14 protein-coding genes are annotated in these 15,726 nt (G+C 70.9%); 12 read left to right on the plus strand and 2 right to left on the minus strand.

Annotated elements, in window-relative coordinates; genetic code table 11:
* Positions 1–221: 221 nt before the first annotated feature.
* From HGBR_RS12070 to HGBR_RS12110, 9 genes are all read left to right on the plus strand, one after another.
* The gene (locus tag HGBR_RS12070) at positions 222–1,493 is read left to right on the plus strand and encodes a hydroxymethylglutaryl-CoA reductase, degradative (protein ID WP_019159601.1); all 1,272 of its coding nucleotides are present in this window, start codon (positions 222–224) and stop codon (positions 1,491–1,493) included.
* Positions 1,494–1,496: 3 nt separating this feature from the next.
* Positions 1,497–2,540: a hydroxymethylglutaryl-CoA lyase gene (locus HGBR_RS12075; RefSeq protein WP_019159602.1), complete on the plus strand. Its 1,044-nt coding sequence runs from the start codon at positions 1,497–1,499 to the stop codon at positions 2,538–2,540.
* An 82-nt stretch (positions 2,541–2,622) separates the two neighbouring features.
* Entirely contained in the window at positions 2,623–3,105 is a 483-nt protein-coding gene (locus HGBR_RS12080) for a hypothetical protein (protein ID WP_019159603.1), read from the plus strand.
* On the plus strand, positions 3,105–4,508 hold the full coding sequence (locus tag HGBR_RS12085; protein ID WP_019159604.1) for a tripartite tricarboxylate transporter permease: 1,404 nt from the start codon (positions 3,105–3,107) through the stop codon (positions 4,506–4,508). Before HGBR_RS12080 ends, HGBR_RS12085 begins: the two co-directional genes overlap by 1 nt.
* Positions 4,509–4,705: 197 nt before the next feature.
* Positions 4,706–5,686 (plus strand): NADP-dependent oxidoreductase, encoded by a 981-nt coding sequence (locus tag HGBR_RS12090; protein WP_019159605.1) that lies wholly within the window; start codon positions 4,706–4,708, stop codon positions 5,684–5,686.
* A gap of 60 nt (positions 5,687–5,746) precedes the next feature.
* The gene (locus HGBR_RS12095) at positions 5,747–6,568 is read left to right on the plus strand and encodes a MerR family transcriptional regulator (protein WP_019159606.1); all 822 of its coding nucleotides are present in this window, start codon (positions 5,747–5,749) and stop codon (positions 6,566–6,568) included.
* 165 nt (positions 6,569–6,733) lie between these two features.
* The gene (locus tag HGBR_RS12100) at positions 6,734–7,225 is read left to right on the plus strand and encodes a VOC family protein (protein ID WP_019159607.1); all 492 of its coding nucleotides are present in this window, start codon (positions 6,734–6,736) and stop codon (positions 7,223–7,225) included.
* 94 nt (positions 7,226–7,319) lie between these two features.
* Positions 7,320–8,669 carry a replicative DNA helicase gene (gene dnaB / locus HGBR_RS12105; protein ID WP_019159608.1) on the plus strand — a complete coding sequence of 450 codons (1,350 nt, stop codon included), beginning with the start codon at positions 7,320–7,322 and terminating at the stop codon, positions 8,667–8,669.
* 35 nt (positions 8,670–8,704) lie between these two features.
* On the plus strand, positions 8,705–9,937 hold the full coding sequence (locus tag HGBR_RS12110) for an MFS transporter (RefSeq protein WP_019159609.1): 1,233 nt from the start codon (positions 8,705–8,707) through the stop codon (positions 9,935–9,937).
* Here the strand turns inward: HGBR_RS12110 and HGBR_RS12115 are convergent.
* Together HGBR_RS12115 and HGBR_RS12120 are read right to left on the minus strand one after the other, a co-directional pair.
* Positions 9,894–11,069 carry an acyl-CoA dehydrogenase family protein gene (locus HGBR_RS12115; RefSeq protein WP_019159610.1) on the minus strand — a complete coding sequence of 392 codons (1,176 nt, stop codon included), beginning with the start codon at positions 11,067–11,069 and terminating at the stop codon, positions 9,894–9,896. The genes HGBR_RS12110 and HGBR_RS12115 overlap by 44 nt on opposite strands.
* Positions 11,070–11,173: 104 nt before the next feature.
* Entirely contained in the window at positions 11,174–11,629 is a 456-nt protein-coding gene (locus tag HGBR_RS12120) for a winged helix-turn-helix transcriptional regulator (RefSeq protein WP_019159611.1), read from the minus strand.
* A 135-nt stretch (positions 11,630–11,764) separates the two neighbouring features.
* Between HGBR_RS12120 and HGBR_RS12125 the strand changes: the two genes are divergently transcribed.
* The 3 genes from HGBR_RS12125 (at position 11,765) to HGBR_RS17780 (ending at position 15,634) form a co-directional block, all read left to right on the plus strand.
* Positions 11,765–12,613: an SDR family oxidoreductase gene (locus HGBR_RS12125; protein ID WP_019159612.1), complete on the plus strand. Its 849-nt coding sequence runs from the start codon at positions 11,765–11,767 to the stop codon at positions 12,611–12,613.
* A gap of 301 nt (positions 12,614–12,914) precedes the next feature.
* Positions 12,915–14,273 (plus strand): acyl-CoA dehydrogenase family protein, encoded by a 1,359-nt coding sequence (locus HGBR_RS12130; RefSeq protein WP_019159613.1) that lies wholly within the window; start codon positions 12,915–12,917, stop codon positions 14,271–14,273.
* On the plus strand, positions 14,270–15,634 hold the full coding sequence (locus HGBR_RS17780) for an MFS transporter (RefSeq protein ID WP_019159614.1): 1,365 nt from the start codon (positions 14,270–14,272) through the stop codon (positions 15,632–15,634). The genes HGBR_RS12130 and HGBR_RS17780 overlap by 4 nt, the downstream gene beginning before the upstream one ends.
* The last annotated feature ends 92 nt before the right edge of the window (positions 15,635–15,726 follow it).

The following is a 15,726-nucleotide window of genomic DNA, read 5'->3' on the forward strand; positions in this document are numbered from 1 at the left end:
CCGTCTGTTCCTCACCCACACGAAAGCCGACCGACCCTGTGGCATGCACACATGGCCTCCGCCACAGGAAGCGCCTAGTCTGACTGCACCTGCAGGACGTGCGGCCCGTGCGCCGCTCCGCCCCCAGCGCCGCGGCGACGGGGACGGCCGCGACACACCACGGCTCACCGCATCCCTCCTGCGAACGAGGAAGTTCCACGACTCATCGAATGAGGTGCACTGTGACCCAGTCACGCTGGTCCGGAACCAAGGATCTGACCCCCGCGCAGCGACGGGAGGGACTCGTCGAGCGGACGGGTCTCGACGCTGCGGACCTGACCGCGCTCGACCCCGCGGACGGACTCTCCGTCGACGCCGCCGACGTCCTCATCGAGAACGTCATCGGCGTGATGGGCGTGCCCGTGGGGCTCGCGACCAACGTCATCGTCGACGGCGAGGGCGTCCTCGTCCCCATGGCGACGGAGGAGCCGTCCGTCGTCGCCGCCGCCAGCAACGCGGCGCGCTGGGCGCACGGCGCCGGCGGTTTCCACACCTCCTCGACCGGTCCCGTCATGCAGGCGCAGATCCAGGTCGTCGACGTCGCGGACCCGCAGGCCGCGAAGTCCCGCATCCTCGAGCGCCGCGACGAGCTCATCGCCGCGGCGAACGAGGTCGACCCCATCCTCGTGAAGCTGGGCGGCGGCTGCCTCGACATCGAACCCCGCCTCGTCGACACGGCCGCGGGCGTCCACGTCGTCGTCCACCTGGTCGTCGACGTGCGCGACGCGATGGGCGCGAACGCCGTCAACTCGATGGCGGAGCGCACCAGCGACCTCATCGCGGAGATCGCCGGCGGCACCGCCCGCCTCCGCATCCTCACGAACCTGGCCGACCGCCGCCTGGTCCGCGCCCGCGCGGTCTTCCCCGCGGACGCCCTGGGCGGGCCCGAGGTCGTCGACCGCATGCTCGAGGCCGCCGCCTTCGCAGAGGCCGATCCGTACCGCGCCGCCACCCACAACAAGGGCATCATGAACGGCATCAGCGCCGTCGTCCTCGCCACCGGCAACGACACCCGCGCGGTGGAGTCCGGCTGCCACGCGTACGCCTCGACGACCGGCCGCTACACCTCGCTCAGCCACTTCGAGAAGAACGCGGACGGCGACCTGGAGGTCACCCTCGAGGTGCCCATGCCGGTGGGCCTGGTGGGCGGGGCGACCCGCTCGAACCCGGTCGCGCAGGCGAACGTCAAGATCATCGGCGCGGAGTCCGCGGACCGCCTGGCCCGCGTCATCACCGCCGTGGGGCTGGCCCAGAACGCCGCCGCGGTCCGCGCGCTCGCCACGGAGGGCATCCAGCGCGGCCACATGACCCTGCACGCCCGCACCGTCGCCGTCGCCGCCGGCGCCCAGGGCGACGAGGTCACCGAGGTCGCCGCCCGGATGGTCGCCCAGGGCACCGTCCGCAGCGACGCCGCCGAGGAAGCGCTCGCGATCCTCCGCTCCGAGAGGGCCTGACCGATGGCCGACGACACGACGGCTGAGAACACGACGAGCGGCGACCGCTGCGTCCTCACTGGTCCGCTGGACCCGGGCACACGGGGTGACCGCGGCCTCGGCGTCGGCCTCCCCGCCGCCACGGGTGACCGGGGGGAGTTCGACCGCCGCGTCTCCGTCCACGAAGTGGGTCCCCGCGACGGCCTCCAGGCCGAGCCCACCCCGCTGGCCGCGGACCTCAAGATCGACTTCGCCGCCGCACTCCTGGCCGCGGGCGTCACCTCGCTGGAGGTCGCGTCCTTCGTCCACCCCGCCCGGGTGCCGCAGATGGCAGACGCCGAGGCCGTGGCCGGGTCCTTCCCCGCCCGCGACGGCCTGCGCCTGCTGAGCCTCGTCCCCAACCGGCGCGGCCTCGACCGCGCGCTGGCGGCCGGGGTCCGCGACATCGGCGTCTTCGCCTCCGTCACCGAGTCGTTCGCGCAGGCCAACATGGGCACGACCCTCACCGGCACCCTCGACCTGGCTGCGGACACCGCCGCCGAGGCCGTGGCCGCTTCCGCGGGCGTGCGCGGCTACCTCTCCATGTGCTTCGGGGACCCGTGGGAGGGTCCCGTGGACCGCGGAGTCGTCGTCGAGGCCTCACTGAAGCTGCTGGAGGCCGGCTGCTCGCAGGTGGTCATCTCCGACACGATCGGTGTGGCGCACGCGGGGCAGGTCGAGGCCGTGCTCGCGGATCTGGCCCGCGCGGGCATCCGTGCGGATAGGATCGCCATGCACTTCCACGACACGTACGGGCAGGCACTCGCCAACGTCCGCACGAGCCTGGATGCGGGTGTGCGCGAGTTCGACGCGTCCGCCAGCGGGCTGGGGCGCTGTCCCTTCGCCCCCGGCGCGACCGGCAACCTGGCGACCGAGGACCTACTGTGGATGCTCCACGGCATGGGCTACGAGACCGGCATCGATCTCACGGAGCTCATGGGGGCCTCGGACGCGGTGGACGAGGCACTGGGCCGCACGTCCGCGTCGTCGGTGAAGCGCGCACTCACCCGGCAGGCCGCCGGGAACTGATTCTGACCGGGTCCCCTCGCGGGGATCCCGCGCGCCCTGCCTCCAGCTGGGGCAGGGCGCGCCCGAGCTGAGAGGGGACGCGATGACGCGCGGACCAGCAGGCGACGCGGCACCGGCCGCCGAGCAGCAGGGGGAGTTCCTGCACGTGTGGGGCGACACCGTGAGGGGCAACAAGCTCCTCATCGGCGTCCTCGTGGGCATCGTCTGCGGGATCGTGGGCCTGTACGGCGGCCGCGCGGTCGTGACGGCGCTGGGCGTCGAGGAGCAGCTGGTCGACGTGTGGAGCCTCATCACCGGCATCCTGGGATGCCTGGCCGCCGGTGTCATCACGGCGCGGGTCAGCTCGCCCGCCCGCATCATCAGCGAGGACGCGGAGGATTCCGGTGCCCTTGCCGCGGCGATCGACGAGCTGGGCGAGGACACGCGCGGCCTGGGAGTCCTCGAGGACGCGACCGACCTGTCCCGCGCCGAGCTCGAGGCCGCCGGCCTCACCGAGGCGTTCCGCGAGGCCGAGGCCCGAGTCGCCGCGCGCGCGGAGTCACGCCGGGACGGAGGGGACGCCTGATGGAACTGCTGCTCCAGGACCTGCCGATCGCGGTCCTCATGGGTGTCATCGGCGCGATCGTCTTCACGCTCATCGGCGTCGTGTCCGGAACGGACGAGACCGCGACGATCGCACCCCTCACGCTGGTCGTCATCCTCATCGGGGTGCCGCCGGCCGGCGTCTTCACCTTCTTCATGGCCGCGGCGATCTCGAAGCACATGACCCACGCGGTGCCCACGATGCTGCTGGGCATACCCGGCGACACGCTGGCGGTGCCCATCCTCGAGGACGCCGCGAAGATGCGCGCGCTGGGTCTGCCGCACCTGGCGCTGCGCAAGGCGATCTCCGGTGCCGTCATCTCCGCGTTCATCGCGATCCCGGCGGCGGTGCTGTTCGCGTGGATCCTGTCCCCGTTCGGTGACCTCATCACCTCGTTCGCGCCGTGGATCTTCCTCGTGGCGGCGGCGGGCATCGCGTACTCGTCAGCGGCGAAGTGGGCGGGCGTCATCGCGCTGGTCCCGTTCGTCGCGGTCATCCTGGGCCTGCAGGCGTGGACCGGCAGCTTCGAGGTGTCGCTGTCGATCAGCTACTTCCTGGGCATCGCGATCGGCCCCATGATCGTGGCCCTCTTCATGGTCCTCGTGCCGCAGAATCGGAAGGAGATGCGCCGGTCGCAGCCCTCCCACGTGTACCTGGCCCCGGATGTCCGCCCCTCGCGCACGGAGGGCGAGAAGGCCGGCCGCACGTTCCCCAACCCGTTCAAGGTGCTGGACCGTCGTCAGGTGACGGCGACCGCCGCGACGTCCGTCGTCTCGAGCGCCACGTTCGTGTTCTCGCCCGTCGCCGTCACGGTGCTCATGGGTGAGATCGTGGGAGCTCGCATCAAGCAGGGCTACCAGCGGCTCACCAGCGTCATCACCGCGAAGAACGGCACGACGGAGTCGACGTACATCGCAGAGACGCTCATCCCGCTCATCGCGTTCGGCCTGCCGCTCAGCCCGGTCGCGGCCGGACCCGCGGCACCGCTGTTCAACGCGCCCCCGGTGTTCGAGACGAACCCGGACGGCGGGACGATCAACAACATCTCGACCCACCTCACGACGTTCGACTTCTTCATCTTCGCGCTGCTGGGTGCGGTCTGCGCCGTTGCGATCGCGTACCCGTTCGCCATGCGGTACGCGCACGTGGCCGCGAAGTTCGTCGTCACGAAGGTGAGCCACGAGGCGATCATCGCCGCGTTCGTGGGCCTCGTCGTGGTCGTGAGCCTCTGGGAGGGCGGCCTCATGGGCCTCATGGTCGTCACGGCCGTGGGCCTGGTGGGTGGCATGCTCATCCGTCTCGTCAAGGTCCACGCGGGCGTGCTCTTCATGGGCTACTACGTCGCGGTCCTGTCCGTGCCGGGGATCCTCGCGGCCTTCGGCTGACGTGGGAGTCGCCTGACTGGGGAAGTGCCGCTGTCCCGGCCCGGAGGCCGTCACCCGTGCGGGTGGCGGCCTCTGCCGTCTCTCCGTGCGGGTGACGGACTGCACTGCCGAGTAGCCTGCAGTCGGTATCCTCCAACCAGGCGGAGATGTCCCGTCAGCGCCGGAGCGGTCCGGTGCGCCACCGGAAGGGAGCACATATGAGCGAGTCGACGCAGCAGACCGACGAGCCGATGATGACGGCGATGCGGCAGGAGGAGCACGGCGGGCCCGAGGTCCTCCACGCCGTCGAGGTGCCGCGCCCGGTGCCCGGCATCAGCGAGATCCTGGTCCGCGTGCACGCGGCAGGTGTGAACCCGACGGACTGGAAGCACCGCAGCGGCCGCCGGTTCCTGGGCGATCCGCCCTACACGCTGGGCTGGGACGTGTCCGGCGTCGTCGAGGCGGTGGGACTGGGCGTCACCCTGCACGCCCCCGGCGACGAGGTGTTCGGCATGCTGCCCTACCCGTACGGCGCAGGCTCGCACGCGGAGTTCGTGACGGGTCCCGCACGCGCGTTCGTCGCGAAGCCGGAGTCGATCGACCACATCCAGGGCGGGGCGATCCCCCTGGCCGCACTCACCGCGTGGCAGTGCCTCGTCGACATCGCGGACGTCTCTGCCGGGGACCGCGTGCTCATCCACGGTGCGGCCGGCGGGGTGGGTCACCTGGCGATCCAGATCGCGAAGGCGTTGGGCGCTCACGTGATCGGCACCGCGAGCGAGCCCAAGCACGACCTCCTGCGCGAGCTGGGCGCGGACGAGACCATCGACTACCGCACCGTCGACTTCGCCCAGGAGGCTGCGGACATCGACGTCGTCCTCGACACGATCGGCGGGGACACACAGCTGCGCTCGCTCGACACCCTGGTGCCCGGCGGTGTCCTCGTCTCGACTGTTCCGATCCCCGTCGAGGGCCGCGACGAGAAGGCGGAGGAGCTGGGCGTGCGCGCCGTCAGCATGCTCGTCGAGGCGGACCAGGCCGGCATGCAGGCGATTGCCGAGCTCGTCGAGGAGGGCACGCTGCGGGCCGTCATCGCGGATACGTTCCCGCTGGCCCAGGCCGCCCGCGCCCACGAGGCCGGGGAGACGAACCGGACCACCGGCAAGCTCGTCCTCACGGTGGGGGACGGCGAGGGCTGACGGCTTGACCCTCACGTCGCGTGAGGCCCCACTGTTGTGTCCGTGGTCGAGAATGGAGTCATGGACGCAGCGACAGCGAGTGCCGTGGACGGCGCGGACGACGGGCTGACCGTCGGGCGCACCGCGGAGCTCGTGGGCGTGAGCGTGCGCACCCTGCATCACTGGGACGAGATCGGACTGGTGAGTCCGTCGGAGCGGACGTGGTCGGACTATCGCGTCTACCAGGCGGCGGACATCGAGCGGATCCAGCAGGTGCTCCTGCACCGGGAGCTGGGACTGTCGCTGGCGGAGGTCCGCGCGGTGCTGGACGATCCGGACACGGACGTCGTCGCGCAGCTGGACCGGCAGCGTGCCATGCTCTCCGAACGCCTCGACCGCCTGCGGCGGATGATCGCCGCAGTCGATCGGATGAAGGAGGCTCATATGAGCGAGCAGAAGCTGACGGCGCAGCAGCAGGCGGAGATCCTGGGCGACGGCTGGGATCCCGCCTGGCAGGACGAGGCCCAGGAGAACTGGGGCGACACCCCGGAGTGGGCGCAGTCGGAGAAGATCAAGGCGCGCATGGGCGTCGACGACTGGAAGCGGGTGAAGGAGGAGAACGACCGTCTGGAGGCGGATCTCGCCGCCGCGATGACGGCCGGTGTCCAGCCGGGGTCGGAGGAGGCGAACGCGCTCGCCGAGCGACACCGCGCCTCGATCGGCCAGTGGTTCGACATCACCGTGCAGAAGCAGGTGTGCATCTCCCGCATGTACGTGCAGGACCCGCGGTTCACGGCCCACTACGACGAGCGCGCCGAGGGCCTGGCCGCCTGGCTCACCGCGATCATCGACGCGAACGCGCGCGCCCACGGCATCGACCCGGCCACCGCGGTCTGGGAGTGAGAGACCGGGGTGACCACGGCCTCGGGGGCGGGTGAGAACCCCGTTCCCGAGGCCGTGGCCGGGTTCCGCGGTCGACTCACCGGCCTGTGGGGGGGCAGTGGGGCGCAGCACGAGGCGAGCCGAGGCCGGGGTTCCGTGTCCGTGCCTGCCCCCATACTGGTGCGCATGAGAGACGAGGATGACTCCCTGAACAGTGACACCCTCACCGGCAGTCGGCCGACTGATGCGGGATCCCCTGCCTTCCCCCGCCTGCGATCGACGGTGCTCGACACGCAGGACGTGCACGGGCTGGCGGAGTTCTACCGGCAACTGCTGGGATGGGAGTACGCGCCGGGCAACGGTCCGGACGACGAGGAGGCGGACGAGTGGCGGATCATTCGCAGTCCCCTCGACGGTCGGCATCCGCGGGGCCAGATGCTGGCCTTCCAGCACGCGGACCAGGTGCCGCGGTCCACGTGGCCGGACCCGGAGGTGCCGCAGCAGCTGCACCTCGACTTCACGGTCGAGACCGTCGCGCAGCTGCGGGAATCCCGTGAACGGGCGCTCGCGCTGGGTGCGACGCTCATCCGTGACGAATCCGACCATCCGGTCGAGCCGATCTGCGTGTACGCGGACCGTGCCGGTCATCCCTTCTGCATCTTCGCCATGACGTGGTGAGCGAGGTGCCTCCGTCGGGTCTCCGGAGTCGCGCGGCGCACGATAACCTGGGGGCCGCCCACAGTACGGGGCGAGTGGCGAGTGAGAGGTGCGCGTGAGCGAATCGGGTGAGTGGCAGAGGTCCGACGCGGGACTGCGGACGCCTCCGCAGGACGTCGAGGCGGAGCAGAGCGTGCTGGGCGGCATGCTGCTGTCGAAGGACGCGATCGCGGACGTCATCGAGGTGCTGCGCCCAGAGGACTTCTACAAGCCGGCGCACGAGACGATCCACAGCGCGATCCTCGACCTCTACGCGAAGGGCGAGCCCGCGGACGCGGTCACGGTCGCCGCATCCCTCATGAAGTCAGGCGACCTCGCGCGCATCGGCGGTGCCGCGTACCTCCACACGCTCATCGCCTCCGTGCCCACCGCGGCGAACGCGGGCTACTACGCGCGGATCGTGGGCGAGACGGCCCTGCTGCGGAAGCTGGTGGAGGCGGGCACCCGCATCGTCCAGATGGGCTTCGACGCGGAGGGCGACGCGGAGGAGCTGGTCAACAGCGCGCAGGCGGAGATCTACCAGGTCACGGAGCGCCGCACGACGGAGGACTACCAGGCGCTGGGCGTCGTCATCGACCGCGTCGTCGACAACATCGAGAAACTGAGCGACAACGTCGACGGACCGGCGGGCGTCCCCACCGGTTTCGAGGAGTTCGACCAGCTGACGAACGGCCTGCACGAGGGCCAGATGATCGTCATCGCCGCCCGTCCCGGTGTGGGCAAGTCGACGCTGGCTCTGGACTTCGTGCGTTCGGCGGCGATCCACAATGCGCGCGCCACCGTGTTCTTCTCCCTCGAGATGTCCGCGGACGAGCTGGGTCTGCGCCTGCTGAGCGCGGAGACGGCCATCCCGCTGCAGAACCTGCGTCGCGGCGAGATGGACAACTCGGACTGGACGACCGTCGCGACGACGATGGGTCGCATTCACGAGGCGCCGCTCTTCCTGGACGATTCGCCCAACATGGCGCTGCCGGAGATCCGCGCGAAGTGCCGTCGGCTCAAGCAGCAGCACAACCTGCAGATGGTCGTCATCGACTACCTGCAGCTCATGTCGTCCGGCAAGCGCGTGGAGTCGCGGCAGCAGGAGGTCTCGGAGTTCTCCCGGTCGCTCAAGCTGCTGGCGAAGGAGCTGCAGGTGCCGGTCATCGCGCTGTCGCAGCTGAACCGCTCGTCGGAGCAGCGCACGGACAAGCGACCCATGATCTCCGACCTGCGTGAGTCCGGCTCGATCGAGCAGGACGCGGACATGGTGCTGCTGATCCACCGCGAAGACATGTACGACAAGGAGCACCCGCGCGCGGGCGAGGCGGACATCATCGTCGCGAAGCACAGGAACGGCCCCACGGGCGACATCCCCGTCGCCTTCCAGGGTGCCCGCTCCCGCTTCGTCGACATGCCGCGCTGATCAATCGTCCGTGTGAAGTGGGCCACAATGGGGTCATGCATGCCCCTCGCCCCGTCGGGTCCCGCCGGACCTTCTGGGCCGCGGCCTGCGTCCTGGGGCTCGCACTCTGGTCCAGCGGGGCCCCCAGTGCGCTCTACCCGCACTACGCCCAGCGGTGGGACCTCACCCCCTTCCTCGTCACGGCCGTGTTCGCGACGTACCAGCTGACCCTCATCGTCGTTCTGCCGCTCTTCGGCGGACTCTCCGACCGCTTCGGCCGCAGGATCGTCCTCATCGCCGCCGTCCTCCTCATCGCGGCCTCCGGCGTCCTCTTCGCCACGGCTCCGCACGTCTCCGCCCTCTTCGCGGGGCGCGTTCTGCAGGGGGCCGGCACCGGCCTCGGCATGGGTGCGGGGACCGCCGCGCTCCTCGACAACCGGGGGACGCGGACGCCGCTCTTCGCGAGCTCCACGGCGACGGTCTCGACCGCAACGGGACTGACCGCGGCGCTCGTCATCAGCGGTGTCGTCGCGGAGTACCTCCCGCTGCCCACGGTCTGGGGATTCGTCGTCCTCGTCGTCCTCGCGCTGGCGGTGGCCGTCCTGCTCGCCTCGACGCCGGACGACCGGCCGGCGAGCGGTCCGCGCTGGCGTCCCCAGCGGCCCGAGCTGCCGCAGGGATTGGCCCTCGTCTTCTGGCTCGCGACAATGTCGCTGTCGCTGGCCTACTGCGCGGGCGCGATCTTCCTCGCGATGGGCGCGCAGATGATCAGTGCCTTCGCGATCACGGACAGCACTCTTGTCGTCGGCCTCCTGCTGGGCTCCTCGACCGCGGTGATCGGCCTGACCGGCGTGCTGATCGCCGGCGTGCCCGCGACCGTGTCGATCGGGATCGGCACGGCACTGACGGTCGCGAGCATGGGACTCATGGCGGGAGTCGCGGAGGCGGGCACCGTGAGCCTCTTCCTCGTCTTCAGCGTCGTGGGCGGTGCGGCGTACGCGTTCGGGTTCGCGGGTGGTCTGGGCCTGCTGGGCGCCGTCGTGCCACCGGATCGCAGCGGTGCGATCCTCTCGACGCTCTACCTCGTCGCCTACGCCCTCCAGGCGGTCGCGGCACTGGGGACTGGCGCACTCGCGACCGCGTACGGGATGCGGGCGGGGATCGTCCTGGCCGCCTCGGTCATGTGCGTCCTGTGCGTCCTCGTCGCGGTGCTGCTCGTCGTGCACGTGCGGCGGGACCACAGGCTCAGGCGAACGCCGCCTCTCCCGTCAGCTGCTGGCCCAGGATGAGGGTGTGGACCTCGTCCGTGCCCTCGTACGTGCGGACCGACTCGAGGTTGGTCGCGTGCCGCAGCGGCGAGTGGTCGAGTGTGATGCCGTTGCCGCCCAGCAGTGTGCGCGCCTCGCGGGCGATCGCGATCGCCTCCCGGCAGTTGTTGAGCTTCCCGACGGAGATCTGGTGGTGCTGCAGCGCCCCCGCGTCCTTGAGTCGCCCCAGCTGGAGTGCCAGCAGGAGGCCCTTGTCGATCTCGAGCGCCATGTCGACGAGCTTGCGCTGCGTGAGCTGGAACGCGGCGAGCGGACGACCGAACTGGGTGCGGGTCCGCGTGTAGGCCAGCGCCGCCTCGAAAGAGTCGCGTGCCGCACCCATCGCACCCCACGCGATGCCGTAGCGGGCCTCGTTCAGACACGAGAACGGCCCGGACAGTCCCTGGGCGCCGGGGAGCACCGCATCGGCGGGCAGGCGGACGTCCGTCATCTCGATGTCGCACTGGATCGAGGCGCGCATGGACAGCTTGGGCTCGATGGGGGTCGCGGAGAACCCGGGGGTGTCCGTGGGGACCAGGAAACCGCGGACGCCGTCATCGGTCTGCGCCCAGACGACGGAGATCGCGGCGATGCTCGCCAGCCCGATCCACCGCTTCCGGCCCGTGAGGACCCAGTCGTCCCCATCGCGGCGGGCGAACGTGGTCATCGATCCCGGGTCGGACCCGGAGTCGGGCTCCGTGAGGCCGAAGCAGCCGATCGCCTCGCCCGTGCTCATGCGGGGCAGCCACTCCTGCTTCTGCTCCTCCGACCCGTGCTTGTGGATCGCGGACATCGCGAGCGACCCCTGGACGGACACGAAGGTGCGCAGTCCGCTGTCGCAGGCCTCGAGCTCCGTGGCGGCGAGTCCGTACTCGACGGCGGAGCGGCCCGCGCACCCGTACCCGGTCAGATGCATGCCCAGCAGGCCCTGCTGTGCGAACTCGGGGACGAGCTCGACGGGGAAGTGCGCCTCCTCGTACCACTGCGCGATGTGGGGCCGCAGCCGGTCGTCGACGAAGGCGCGAATCCGGTCGCGGGTGGCCTTCTCCTCCTCGGTCAGGAGCGAGTCGAACGAGATGAGGGCGGCGGGATCGGTGATCGGTGCGGCGGTCATGCAGGCTCCTCTGCCGGTGGCGGATGACGGTGCCGCGGTGCGGGCGCCGTCTCCGTCAGTGTAGGAACCCTCTGGTGACATCCACGCTCACTCGCCGTCCACGCTCACTCGCCGTTCGAGCGGTCGTATGCGTCCTGCGCGTCGAGCACCGCCGGCAGTGCGTCCTCGACCGCCGCGATGAGCGCCTCCAGGGGCTCCGCGATGCGCCGGCCCAGTGGGGTGAGCGCGTAGTCGACGTGTGGGGGGATCGAGCTGCGCACGGTCCGTTCGACCATGCCGTCGCGCTCCAGCTGCCCCAGCGTCTGCGAGAGCATGCGGTCGCTGATCCCGTCGATCCGCCGTCGGATCTCGCCGAAACGCCGGGGCTCCTGCGCCTGCCGCAGCGCGACCATCGTGAGCGCACCCCACTTACCCGTCAGGTGCTGCAGAGCGGGACGCGAGGCGCAGCGGCTGGAGAACGCATCCGCTGCGAGGTCGTCCGCGGGTGATCCGCCCGTGCCGAACCCTCCAGGGGAGCCGATCGCCTCGTCCGCACGCACAGCGCCGTCCTCCGCTCTCATCGCCGCCTCATTCGTCCCCACCACTGTACCGTGATCGTAAGCACTTACCAACACTTTGCACTAACGAAAAAGAAGTGTTTGACTGTCAACACAGCACGGCGGCCACGGGGTCGCCGACAGACGAGAGGACGCACCATGCGCATCGCAGTCACCGGCGCCGCCGGTCACCTGGGCCGCCACATCATCGACTCCCTCCTCGCCCGCGACGTCGCGGCGGGCGACATCGTCGCGATCGTCCGCACGGCCTCGAAGGCCGCGGACCTGGCCGAGCGCGGGATCACCGTCGCCGAGGCCGCCTACGAGGACACGGCCGCTCTCACCTCCGCACTGCGGGGCGTCGACAGGCTCGTCCTGGTCTCCGGCAGCGAGGTGGGCCGACGCCTCGCGCAGCACACGAGCATCCTCGATGCCGCGAAGGCGGCGGGTGTCGGGTTCATCGCCTACACGAGCCTGCTGAACGCGGAGACCTCGGAGCTCAGCCTGGCCCCCGAGCACCGTGACACCGAGGCACTGCTCGCCTCGAGTGGAATCGACCACGTCCTGCTGCGCAACGGCTGGTACTGGGAGAACTACGCCTCGAACCTGGATGCGGCTCGCGCGACCGGTCACCTGTTCGGCGCGGCCGGTGAGGGTCGGGTCGCCGGCGCCGCTCGCCGCGACTACGCCGAGGCCGCTGCCGTCGTCGTGACGACGGACGGCCACGCGGGGAAGACCTACGAGCTGGGCGGACAGCCGTCGATCACCTACCCGGAGCTGGCCCAGGCGATAGGCACGGTCGTCGGCGCCGAGGTCTCCTACGTCGACCAGTCCGTCGAGGAGTACCAGCAGACGCTCGAGGGCGCGGGCCTGCCCACCGAGATCGCACAGATGCTTGCGGGCTGGGACGTCGCGATCGCCGGCGGCGCGCTCGAGACCGCCAGCACAGACCTCGAGGACCTGATCGGCCGCCCGGCGACCCCGGCCGCAGAGGCGCTGGCCGCCTGAGGCGGACCTCCTCTGTGACGCGGCCCCCGCGCCCGTACGGTGTCACCGTGCCGTCGCGGGGACCGCGGTTGTTGTGCTGTGATCGCGCGCCTCGGTCGCGCACCGCAGCGACGGCCTCGTCTGTCAGGGCGACCTCCCACGTCCACCCCCACTGCGCAGATTCGCGCGTCAGACTGTGACGCCACGCGTCGTTCTGTGACACGGATGACGTCACGTGACACACCACCTGGATACGTTCGGCTGTCGACGGTTCACCCGAGGCGCAGCTCACAGCCGCGCCAGTCCAGGAGGCGCAGTACGGATGTCGACCACCACAGAATTCGCGAGGGCCACGGAAACCACTGCCCCCGGGTCCCCCGCCCCCGGGACCGCCCGACGGGTCCCGGCAACCACGCCGCCCGCACTGCCCGCCGACTACGCCTCGCTGCGCGCGCACTTCCAGCCCCACCTCGACCGCATCGCCGCAGGCTCGCTGGCCCGCGAGCTCCACCGCGACCTGCCGTTCGACGAGGTCCGCGCACTCGATTCGGCCGGCTTCGGCACCCTGCGCGTCCCCGCTGAGCACGGCGGCCCGGGCGCCTCGATCGAGACCTTCATCCGCCTCCTCGTCGACCTCGCGGAGGCCGACTCCAACATCGCCCACCTCTACCGCTCCCACGCCGGCTTCGTCGAGGCGCTGCGCTTCCAGCCGCCCCACATCCAGAATGCCTGGTACCCCCGCGTCCTCGCGGGCCAGACTGTGGGCAACGCGTCGACGGAGAAGGGCGGCAACCGCCTGGGCACCCTCAACACTGTCCTTACGCGGACCGAGGCGGGCTGGCGGCTGAACGGCCAGAAGTTCTACTCGACCGCCACCATCTTCAGCGACTGGACCCGCGTGTCCGTCGCGATCGCCGGGCAGGACGGGCGCGGCTTCGTCGCCGTTCGCACCGACGCCCCCGGCGTGCGCGTCGACGACGACTGGGACGGCTTCGGGCAGAAGCTCACCGGCACCGGCACGACGACGTTCGAGGACGTCGCGGTCGACGAGGACGCCGTCTTCGACCGCGTCGTCGGCACCGTCGAAGCCATCCACGAGGCCGCCTTCTTCCAGCTCGTCCTCCTGGCTGTGCTGGCCGGCATCGCCCGCGCCGCCCGCCGTGATGCCGCCGCCACGATCGCGGGCCGCGCCCGCACCTTCAACACCGGGCTGGGCATGCCGTTCCGCGAGGACCCGCTCATCCAGGAGGCGACCGGCCGCATCGCCGCGAAGGCCTACTCAGCGGAGGCGACGGTCCTCCACACGGCCCGCGTCCTGGACGACGGGATCAATGCCGCCATCGCCGCCGGTGCGGACGGCCACGATCACTCGGTCCCCGTTCCCGAGGCCGTTCACTACGAGGAGATCGCCGTCGAGCACGCGCAGATCACCGTCCCCGAGCTGGCCCTGGGTGCCGCCCAGGACCTCTTCCTCACGGTGGGCGCGTCCGCGACCTCGACCTCGAAGGCTCTCGACCGCCACTGGCGGAACGCGCAGACGGTCGCGACCCACAACCCGATCGCCTTCCGCGCTCGCGCGATCGGCGACTGGTGGATCAACGGAACCCTCCCGCAGGGACTCAACGCGATCGGCGACGCACCGGCGACGAAGGCGACCACGGCCTCGGGAGCGGAGTCGTGAGCACAGCCTCCCGCAACCCGGTCAAGGGCAAGGAGCGGATCCTCGCGTCCGCGTTCGTGGGCACGACGATCGAGTGGTACGACTTCTACCTCTACGGCACGGCCGCGGCGCTGATCTTCAACGTCCAGTTCTTCCCGCTGGAGAGCGAGCTGGGCAGCCTGCTAGCATCGTTCGCGACTCTGGCCGTGGGCTTCTTCGCACGCCCGCTGGGCGGCATCATCGCAGGTCACCTGGGTGACCGCGTGGGCCGAAAGGCGCTGCTCGTCGCCTCGCTGCTGACGATGGGGATCGCCTCGACGCTCATCGGCCTCATGCCTACCTTCGAGGCGATCGGCTGGTGGGCGGCCGCGGGACTCGTCGTGCTGCGCATCTTCCAGGGCCTGTCCGCGGGCGCCGAGTGGGGCGGCTCCGCCCTCCTCTCCGTCGAGCACGCCCCCGTGGGCCGCCGCGGGCTGTTCGGCTCGTTCACGCAGATCGGGTCCGCCGCTGGCATGCTGCTGGCGACCAGCGCGTTCTTCACGGTCCAGGCGGTGCTGACGGACGAGCAGTTCCAGCAGTTCGGGTGGCGGATCCCGTTCCTGGCGTCCGCCCTCCTCATCGCGTTCGGCCTGTGGATCCGCCTGGGCGTGACGGATGCACCGGAGTTCGTCGAGCACAAGGAATCCGGCAACGTCCCCGACCAGCCGCTGTGGCAGGTCGTCACCCGCCACCCCCGCGTCCTGCTCGTGACCGTGGGGCTGCGCCTGGCCCAGAACAGCGTCTACTACCTCATCACCGTCTACATGCTCACGTACCTCGCGGATCAGCGGGGCGACTCGACCTCGGGGGTCACGGCGGTCATGATCGCCTCGGCCGTGGGGCTCGTGACCGGCCCGCTGTGGGGTGCGGTGTCCGACCGGCTGGGCCGCCGGACCGTCACCCTGTTCGGGATCGCCGGCATCGCCGTGTTCGGCTGGCTGTTCTTCGCGTTCCTGGACGCGGGCCCGCTCATCCTCCTGCCGATCGTCGTCGTGCTGGGCATGAACCTGGCCCACGACGCGGTCTACGGCCCGCAGGCCGCCTGGTTCGCCGAGCAGTTCCCCATCGAGGTCCGCTACTCCGGCGTCAACATGGGCTACCAGCTGGGCACCGTGATTGGCGGCGGCATCATGCCGATGGTCGCCGCTCTCCTCTTCGCCGCCGGCGGCCAGACCCCGTGGCTCATCTGCGGCTACCTCACACTGCTCTGCGTGATCTCCGGGATCGCGGCCGTCGCCGCCCACGACCCGGCTCGTGCCGAGGCCCGGGCTCGGGCCACGGCCACAGACACCGCCGAGGCCGGCCAGACCGCCGAGGCCGTGGTCACCGGAGTGCCCCGGTGACCACGGCCTCGGGCACGGACTCTGTTCCGGCCACCGCAGCGGCCGGTGCCCACCGGCACGCCGCCCACCCCACCCGCCCCTGAAGGAGGCCC

Source organism: Brevibacterium senegalense (assembly GCF_000285835.1).
Classification (GTDB): Bacteria; Actinomycetota; Actinomycetes; order Actinomycetales; family Brevibacteriaceae; genus Brevibacterium; species Brevibacterium senegalense.

Excerpts from the sequence above, each read along its gene's own strand:
- HGBR_RS12115 (WP_019159610.1), bottom strand. The coding sequence starts at position 11,069 with ATGACCGCCGCACCGATCACCGATCCCGCCGCCCTCATCTCGTTCGAC.
- HGBR_RS12110 (WP_019159609.1), top strand. The coding sequence starts at position 8,705 with ATGCATGCCCCTCGCCCCGTCGGGTCCCGCCGGACCTTCTGGGCCGCG.
- HGBR_RS12100 (WP_019159607.1), top strand. The coding sequence starts at position 6,734 with ATGAGAGACGAGGATGACTCCCTGAACAGTGACACCCTCACCGGCAGT.
- HGBR_RS12080 (WP_019159603.1), top strand. The coding sequence starts at position 2,623 with ATGACGCGCGGACCAGCAGGCGACGCGGCACCGGCCGCCGAGCAGCAG.
- HGBR_RS12085 (WP_019159604.1), top strand. The coding sequence starts at position 3,105 with ATGGAACTGCTGCTCCAGGACCTGCCGATCGCGGTCCTCATGGGTGTC.
- HGBR_RS12090 (WP_019159605.1), top strand. The coding sequence starts at position 4,706 with ATGAGCGAGTCGACGCAGCAGACCGACGAGCCGATGATGACGGCGATG.
- HGBR_RS12130 (WP_019159613.1), top strand. The coding sequence starts at position 12,915 with ATGTCGACCACCACAGAATTCGCGAGGGCCACGGAAACCACTGCCCCC.
- HGBR_RS12120 (WP_019159611.1), bottom strand. The coding sequence starts at position 11,629 with ATGAGAGCGGAGGACGGCGCTGTGCGTGCGGACGAGGCGATCGGCTCC.
- HGBR_RS12125 (WP_019159612.1), top strand. The coding sequence starts at position 11,765 with ATGCGCATCGCAGTCACCGGCGCCGCCGGTCACCTGGGCCGCCACATC.
- HGBR_RS12095 (WP_019159606.1), top strand. The coding sequence starts at position 5,747 with ATGGACGCAGCGACAGCGAGTGCCGTGGACGGCGCGGACGACGGGCTG.
- HGBR_RS12075 (WP_019159602.1), top strand. The coding sequence starts at position 1,497 with ATGGCCGACGACACGACGGCTGAGAACACGACGAGCGGCGACCGCTGC.